Origin of the sequence: uncultured Fibrobacter sp. (assembly GCF_947166265.1) — a bacterium.
GTDB lineage: Bacteria > Fibrobacterota > Fibrobacteria > Fibrobacterales > Fibrobacteraceae > Fibrobacter.
On the sequence record NZ_CAMVDO010000066.1, the window covers coordinates 1 to 7,458 of the forward strand.

At 55.1% G+C, this 7,458-nt stretch carries 6 protein-coding genes and 1 pseudogene; 3 read left to right on the forward strand and 4 right to left on the reverse strand.

The window, feature by feature from the left end; genetic code table 11:
• Nucleotides 1-53: 53 nt before the first annotated feature.
• Complete coding sequence (locus Q0W37_RS14820; RefSeq protein ID WP_095879132.1) at nt 54-392, reverse strand: DUF3467 domain-containing protein; 339 nt, start codon at nt 390-392, stop codon at nt 54-56.
• A 95-nt stretch (nt 393-487) separates the two neighbouring features.
• On the opposite strand from Q0W37_RS14820, the gene Q0W37_RS14825 reads away from it, so the two are divergent.
• Genes Q0W37_RS14825 through Q0W37_RS14835 form a run of 3 tightly spaced genes read left to right on the forward strand, consistent with a single transcriptional unit; the run spans nt 488 to nt 4,268 of the window.
• Entirely contained in the window at nt 488-1,978 is a 1,491-nt protein-coding gene (locus Q0W37_RS14825; RefSeq protein WP_297702321.1) for a hypothetical protein, read from the forward strand.
• Complete coding sequence (locus Q0W37_RS14830; protein ID WP_297702322.1) at nt 1,978-2,775, forward strand: efflux RND transporter periplasmic adaptor subunit; 798 nt, start codon at nt 1,978-1,980, stop codon at nt 2,773-2,775. The genes Q0W37_RS14825 and Q0W37_RS14830 overlap by 1 nt, the downstream gene beginning before the upstream one ends.
• The gene (locus tag Q0W37_RS14835) at nt 2,772-4,268 is read left to right on the forward strand and encodes a TolC family protein (RefSeq protein WP_297702323.1); all 1,497 of its coding nucleotides are present in this window, start codon (nt 2,772-2,774) and stop codon (nt 4,266-4,268) included. The genes Q0W37_RS14830 and Q0W37_RS14835 overlap by 4 nt, the downstream gene beginning before the upstream one ends.
• Nucleotides 4,269-4,275: 7 nt before the next feature.
• Here Q0W37_RS14835 and Q0W37_RS14840 read toward each other — a convergent pair whose 3' ends face one another.
• The 3 genes and pseudogenes from Q0W37_RS14840 to Q0W37_RS14850 form a co-directional block, all read right to left on the reverse strand.
• Nucleotides 4,276-4,866 (reverse strand): hypothetical protein, encoded by a 591-nt coding sequence (locus Q0W37_RS14840; protein ID WP_297702324.1) that lies wholly within the window; start codon nt 4,864-4,866, stop codon nt 4,276-4,278.
• Nucleotides 4,859-6,103: an AAA family ATPase gene (locus Q0W37_RS14845; RefSeq protein ID WP_297702325.1), complete on the reverse strand. Its 1,245-nt coding sequence runs from the start codon at nt 6,101-6,103 to the stop codon at nt 4,859-4,861. Before Q0W37_RS14845 ends, Q0W37_RS14840 begins: the two co-directional genes overlap by 8 nt.
• Before the next feature lie 23 nt (nt 6,104-6,126).
• Nucleotides 6,127-7,458: pseudogene (locus Q0W37_RS14850) on the reverse strand (hypothetical protein); the annotation flags it as partial.

Genomic DNA, 7,458 nt, shown 5'->3' on the forward strand with positions numbered 1-7,458 from the left:
CTCCTCCCCCTCCCCCAAAGAGGTCGGACCTTGGGGGGCGGTTGGAGCGGGCGTTACTTGGCCGACTTGCCAGTGGCCTTGGCGGCCGCGGGAGCGGCAGGGGCTGCCGCCGGGGCAGTATTCACGCCAATATCGAGCGGGCCATACTTTTTCTCGTAGGCGCGCACGGTGGCGCTGAGCATAATGGCGAGGCGCTTTGCCGTGTAGGGGTTCATCACGATTCGGTCGGAGATGGCGACATCGACCTTTTCCTGGTTCATCTGCCATGCGCGATTCACGCCGAGAATCATCATCACCTCTTCGCGCCCGGCCACTACGTTGGTCGCGTTCACGTAGGTGGTGCGCATGTCCTTGTCGTTCCATTCGATTTGCGGCTGCTTGTTTTCTGCCATTTTGCAATTCCTTTGTTTTTAAGGTTAATGTCTTTTGGATATTTAGTAAAATGGAGGGGCTTTTACTAGATTTCCGAGGCATATCAAGGGGTTTTATGAACCTAGTTAAACTTTGTACATCCTTTGTCACGGCGTTCGCCGTGGCGGCTCTCGTTTCGGGCTGTTCCGTGTCCGATTCCGAGGACGACGAATACTCCAAGTGGACCTTCTCGGGCAGTGTCGTAAGCGGCGCAAACGGGCTTGGCCTCGAAGGGGCCTCCATAGACTACATGGACGGTTCCGGCAAGCAGAAGACCGCCTATACCGACGAGTCAGGGGCATTCTTCATAGACGGGCTGCCCTACGGCCAGCACACCTTCACGTTCAGCCACTACACGGTTGACAAGAAGGACACGCTTTACTACGCCCCCAAGATTATCACGGTGGCATCCACGGGCGAATCGAGCTACATGGAGGGCGTGGTGGCGAGCGGGTCGCGCGTCGTGCGGCTTTCGCCGCTGAACGCGGGTATCGCAGGCGAACTCTATGTGCAAGAAGAAGCCACGGGCGTAAAGTCACCCGCCCCCAAGGTAAAGCTGCGCCTCGCGCACCAAGACACGGCCTTCGTGAACATCGCCCCCGAAACTTTCTCCGCCACGACAGATTCGCTCGGCCGCTTCACATTCGAGAAGCTCCCCGCCGATTCCGGCCTCACGCTCTCGGCGGAACCCTTCACCTACAAGGGCAAGACCTACCGCTTTTCGAACACGGCGCTCCCCCGCCTGCGTTCCGACGCCGTGCATGACATGGGCAGAATCTTCCTCGTCCGCGACACCCTCAAGGAGAGCGCCCCCGTCATCGTATCTTCAAACGTAATGGACAAGAACCGCATGGGCTACAAGAACCTTTCGCCGCTCATCACGCCCTACTACGTGTTCAGCGAGGCGCTCAGCAAGGAGAACATTTCCGTGAGCCTCGCGGGCGATTCAGCAACAGTCATCACGCCCGAAATCAAGGGCGACACGCTGTACCTGCGGCACACGGCCCCGCTTGCCGCCGAAAAGTCCTACTCCGTGAGCATCGTGGGCTACACCAAGAAGGGCGAAAGACTGACCGTAGACCTTTCGGGCGACGCGGCCTTTACCACGAACCGCGGACTTTATGCCGTCACGAGCAACGCCTGGGCGGCAAGCAGCCGCTACAAGGCGACTTTCTCGGTAAACGACACGCTCTGGGTCAAGTTCTCCGACTCGCTCGCCACGGTCCAATGGAGCAAGGCTGCAAAGGTCAAGAAGTCCATCTATGCCGACAACGAGTCCCCCAATGCCGAAGCCTGGATCAAGGCCGACACGCTGTTCGTCAAGATGTTCGAGACGTTCGACGACTCCCTTGCGGCGGGCGACACCGTGGGCATGAACATCACCGCCCACGCGAAGAACGGGCTCTACTTGCAGGGGCTGACGGTGCTCACCGAGCTTTCCAAGGCACCCGAGTCCAGTTCGTCCGAGGCATCCAGTTCTTCCGAAGCTTCGAGTTCGTCGGCAGGGTCCAGTTCCTCGGTTGAATCCAGCCCGTCTTCCAGTTCTTCTAGCGCGGCGGCAGACTGATGCTCGGCAAGGCCCTATTTACAGCCCTCGCCCTCGCGGCATCTGCACTTGCGCAGCAGGGGTTCGACGGTGTCACGGAACCCATCAACCAGGCCCGCGTCGGGTTCACCGTGTCCGGGAAGATTGACAGCATCTGGGTCAAGGAAGGCGCGTTCGTGCACAAGGGCGACACGCTCATGAACCTCGTGAACCGCGAGGAACGGCTGCGCGTCCGCATCACGGGTATCACGGCAAACGACTCCTCGGCAGTACTCTCGGCCAGGGCGAAACTCCAGGCCTACAAGAAGGACCTGGACGCGACCCGCAACCTTTTCGAGAACAGCAACTCCGTAAGCGCGGAACAGGTCTGGGAAAAGCAGATGAACCACGACGTGGCCGCAGCCGAACTCACATCGGCCGAGGTTGAAAGGGAACGCGCGAAACTTGAACACGATGTCGCCGGGGCAGAACTCGAAAAGCGCGTTCTCACCGCCCCCTTCGACGGCGAAATCGTTTCCATATCCAAGAACAAGGGCGAAAGCGTCGAGGCGCTGGAACCCGTCATCGAAATCGCGGATGTGCGCACCTGCCGCATGGTCGCCTATGTGGTGGCGAACAGGTCGGGCAAGCTAAAACCCGGCCAACAGGTAAGCCTTTCGCTCGACGGGCGCAAGCAGGTTCGCCGCAAGAAGGGCACGATCGAGTTCGTGTCGCCCGTGGTGGACAAGTCCAGCATGCTGCGCACCGTGAAGGTCATATTCGACAACACGGACCTGGCCGTCGAGCCGGGTGTCACGGGGAAAATCCTGCTTAAATGAGTTTCCGCGCCGTAAACATCATCGCCACCCTGGCTGTAGTTGCCGCCCTTGCCGCCGAAGAAAAGGGCGACTCGCTGTACCTGGATTTCGGGACGGCCCTACAGGCCGTGCTCACGAACAACGCCGACGTGACGGAAGCGAAGTTCGCATGGCTCTCGGAATCCGAGGCGGCCACGGGGGCCTACGGCAAGTTCGAGCCGAGGCTTGTGGGCCGCGCGTTCAAGGAGACCGCCGAGCGGCCCGGCGCACTGTTTACGGAAACCAAGGAAGAATACAAGATAGGCGTACAGGGGGCGCTCCCCACCGGCACCGAATACAATGTGGGGTTCAACCAGGCCACCTACACGCACAGCGACTACACCTCGGAACTCTACTTCGGCGGTGAGCTGCGCCAGCACCTCCTCAAGGACGGCCCGCTGTTCTTCTCGGCCACGAACGAGCTGGAACAGGCAAGGCTCCGCAGGGAACTCGCCTACCAGAAATACCGCGACGCCCTGAACGATGTCCTGGAAAAGTTCTGCGACGCCTACTGGAACTACTACTACGCCGACCGCTTCCTGGCTTCGGCGACGGAATCGGCCCGCGTGGCAAAGGACATCGTGGAAGATGCGGGCAAGCGGCTCAAGCAGGGTCTGCTTTCGCCCCTTGACTATAGCAAGGCCGTGGCGGAGTATTCCGACCGCGAGTCGGCAAGGCTCGACGCACTCGACAAGCTGCGCGGCGCAAGGCTTACGCTGTTGCTCACGCTGTCGTCCGGCGAATACATCCACGACCCCCGCCCCATCGCCATGCGCCCGGACCTTGCCCCCGATTCGGCGGCAAGGCTCGACTCGCTCACATTCCTGGATTCCATGTCGCTCATGCATCCGGGCTACCTATCGCAAGGGGCCGAGGTCATGCTCCGCGAATCGGAACTTTCGGCAAGGCGGGCAGACTGGCTCCCTACCGTGGACCTTATCGGCAACTACGGAATCCGCAGCCGTAACGACAAGGCCCGCGAGGCCGTGAGGAACTTCAAGACCGAGGGCAAGCGCCAGACCGTGCTTGCGGGCGGCATAGAGATAAACATACCGCTGTTCGGCGGCGTTGCCGAAAGGCACCGCATATCGGCCCAGAAATACAGCGTAAGGGCCGCCCGCACAAGGCTTATGCTGTTGCAGGCGCAAATCTTCGAGGAATACCGGATTCTGCAGAACAGGGCGCAAGAAATCCGCGAACAGTGGCGCTACGGACAAATTGCGGTGGAATACCACCAGAAGGAACTCGAAGAGGAATTCAAGAAACTCGCCATGGGCAAGAGCAACTACCGCGAAATTTTCGAGATGGAAGAGGACCTGCGCGAAGCGGAACGCCGCCAGCTCGAAAACATGCGCACACTCCGAATCATAGACGTGCGGCTGATGAGGGCCACAGGCAAACTGCTACTGCAGAACGGCCTGGAAACCTGGAAAAACGAAAAACTCGTGCTCCGCGAAGACCTGACTGCGGAATAGGGCTAGTCTATATTTCCGTTTCCGGGATTCTGACAACGCCCTTATCAAGAATCAAAAGGTCATTTTCACCAAGCAAATTTATCTTATATTCCTTGAGCCATTTCAATTCTTCATCCTGGTTTGCCGTGAAAGATTTGAAAGGCGATTTATCGCTATGGTCAGGAACAGATATATTGAGAAAACTCTTGCAGTGATTTCTATCGAAGATTTGCCGGCTTTCCAAAAGCGACCAGGTTGACTTAAGCTGTTCATAAGCCTTGTCCGCATTAGCCTCGATGTTGTGCGCTCTACAATACTTCAATTCGCAAAGAAGCAAAAATCCACCATCAACAACATCTCTCGGTTTGAAAAGGCATTCGCAATTCTTGGTTTTATCGGGAAAGTAATCCGGATGTTCTTCAAAATTAACACCGTAGATTACAACATGTTTGGGATTTTGCAAATGGAATGACTTTATATCGTCAAACTCGGATTCCGAGACGCAGACGCCCTTTTTCGCGCTCTCCGGTTCGAAACGCGTCTGTTCCGTATAATCGGCGACCCACACGTCATTTTGATATTCGCGGGCGTGTTCGAATTTTTCAACAATGTTAGCCATAGTATGCTGCATAGTTGGAAAATTCGCTCATCACACGCTTCATTACGCGGTCAAAGTAATTGCCTCGAATGAGTCCATCTTCATCTTGTAGCGGGGTTACAGTCCCATTACGTAATTCCCATGCAGCTACATTTTGGGGATCTACAAAACAATCCTTTCGGTCATCATCCTGCAATCTGTCGCGAACAATATATCCAAGCATATAATTGTTAATCGCATATAAAAGGTAGGGACTATGCGTCGCAATAAACAATCCGTCAGAATGCATCGAAGCATTTTTCAGAAGACTTTGTACAAGTTCGACCTGCGTAAGCGGGAAAAGATTCTGCTCGGGTTCTTCCAGGTATATATCCGAATACGCCGTGCGAGTAAAGTTCTCGTATAGTTTCAAACATTCCTTATAGTCTTCTTGAGACTTAAAGGGCAATGTCAAGCGACCGACTTTTCCAAAATATCGATCGTCTTCGCTTGCAAGCACTTCCAGGGATTTTTTGTAGCGTTTTTCGTATATATGGAAAAGCACCGATTCGTTTTCACTATCACTTACGATATTGGATGGCAACTTGGCAGAATACTGTTCATCAAAAAGGAACTTCAGGTAAGCCCACATTGGGATAACGGACTGCAATCCACTAGAAGCATTCGTCAAGTTAACCTTGTTCCCATCACCAAGCAAGACATAATCCCTAGATGCTTCCGCATCATAGTAGTATTTGACATTCAAATCCAAAATATCAAGCATATTGCCAGGACTATACATGCCCCTGACACCATTCCAGTCTGCGATAAAGTTTCGGATATTCGTATTATCGAACTTTACCTCAAACCAGTTGGGAATAGCCGCAACAAGATTTCTTTCCGAGGGTATATAAGAAATCTTACTTCGCTTGTATCGCCAACAACCGTCAAATATAGTCAAGTCAAATGTTGATTTGCTGAAATCGCAAATAAAATGAACATAATCGGATTTATATTCAATAAGACTTCCATAACGGATATAACCTTCCAGTTTATGGAATACGATTAGATTATCAATGACATAGCTAAAGTTGGCAAAGCCATTTTTTCCCTGTTCCAGCAAGATGCGTTTTTCTGCCCAGGCACAGAAACAGGCTATTTTCAAAATGCAGCTTTTTCCTGCACTCTGTGGACCAATTACGACGTTTATCTTTTTCAAGTCCAAAGAAACACTTTGTATCGGACCGATGTTTTTGATTACCAATTTCTTCATATGCATTTGCGCTCCAAAATTAGTAAAAACTATCCGATAGAAATGACGGCGGTGCCTGCGGTGAGTGCAGTCACGCGGATTTCGTAGCGGTTGTCTCCGTTCGGGGTGTCGGGTATATCCACGGTGATGTGGTAACCCGACTGCGTGGTAGCCGTCATGGTAGTGCCGTTCACGTCCCATTCCCATGCAAGGGCGGGGACGCTATGGCCCTGACCATCAGAAATCAACACGATGTTCGGGTTCCACCACGGATTGTCCTTGCCGGGCCAGGTGTCGCTTACCAGCAACATCGTCTCGCCCTCGGCAAAGGTAATCACCTGCGCACTGGAAACGTCCACAATGCGCGAAATCTTGCCGGGAGTAGCCTCCTGCTGCAGGACCCAATCCTTGTTCGTGACATCCGCGTAAAAATCGGTATCCCCATTCGCAGATGTTTCCGGGGTGACACCCGGCACTCCCCCGTTCTCGAACTTATCCTGGATGTCATCGGCGTCGGCATCGTTGTTGCCCAGGAAAACCTCGGGCGTCGAGGTCGTCACCGTATGCTGTTCCAGCATGATTTCCACGCTCGGCGCAAACACACCCACGGGGTTGTTGTGTTCGAGGATCAACGAGGCATTGTCGCCAAGGGCCACATCGTCGCCGTCGCCCATGGTAATCGTATCGCCGAAGTCGCCGCCGACAATCACGTCGCGGTCCTTGCCCGTCAAGATGGTGTCGCCCGTCTCGACAGGTTCGTCGTTCTCGTCCAGCGGGATTTCCACGGCCGCGCCGTCATAATGTATGCTCTCGGCCTCGATGGCGCGGTTCGCGTAGTCGGCCAGGTTCTCGTTGCGGGCGAACGGCGTGTCTATATCGAAAGTCACGCGGGCGTCGTCACCAAAGACAAGATCCTTGTCGTGGTCGCCGCCCACGGCGATATCCTCTTCGCGGTTCTCGCCCGCCACCACCTGCACGGCGGTTATCACGGGCAGGTTCAGCGGCCACTGGTTCGTGTCGGTGAACAGGTTCCTGATTCGCACCTCGAAAGTCGAGGAGCTTACGCCGTGGAACACCACGTAGTTTCCAACCAGGCTCATGTCGGGCGCCACCTGCGAGAGCAGCTCGGCGGCCATCGGGGCGGTCTCGCGTTTAACGCGGCGGTAGTCGCCGTCGAAATGGCTACCGGTCCAGTCGTTCAGGTAGTAGTGCTGGTCGGGCGTATCACCGCCCACCTGGTGGCCCCATACATCGAACAGGTAGTTATAGGTGTCCGTGTTCTGCTGGTCGCCGCCGAGGTACACATACACATCGCAGGGTGCACCGTCCGCGAAGGAATCAAGGTTCGTAAGCGTGAGCTTGATTTCCTGCTGCTGTTGGGC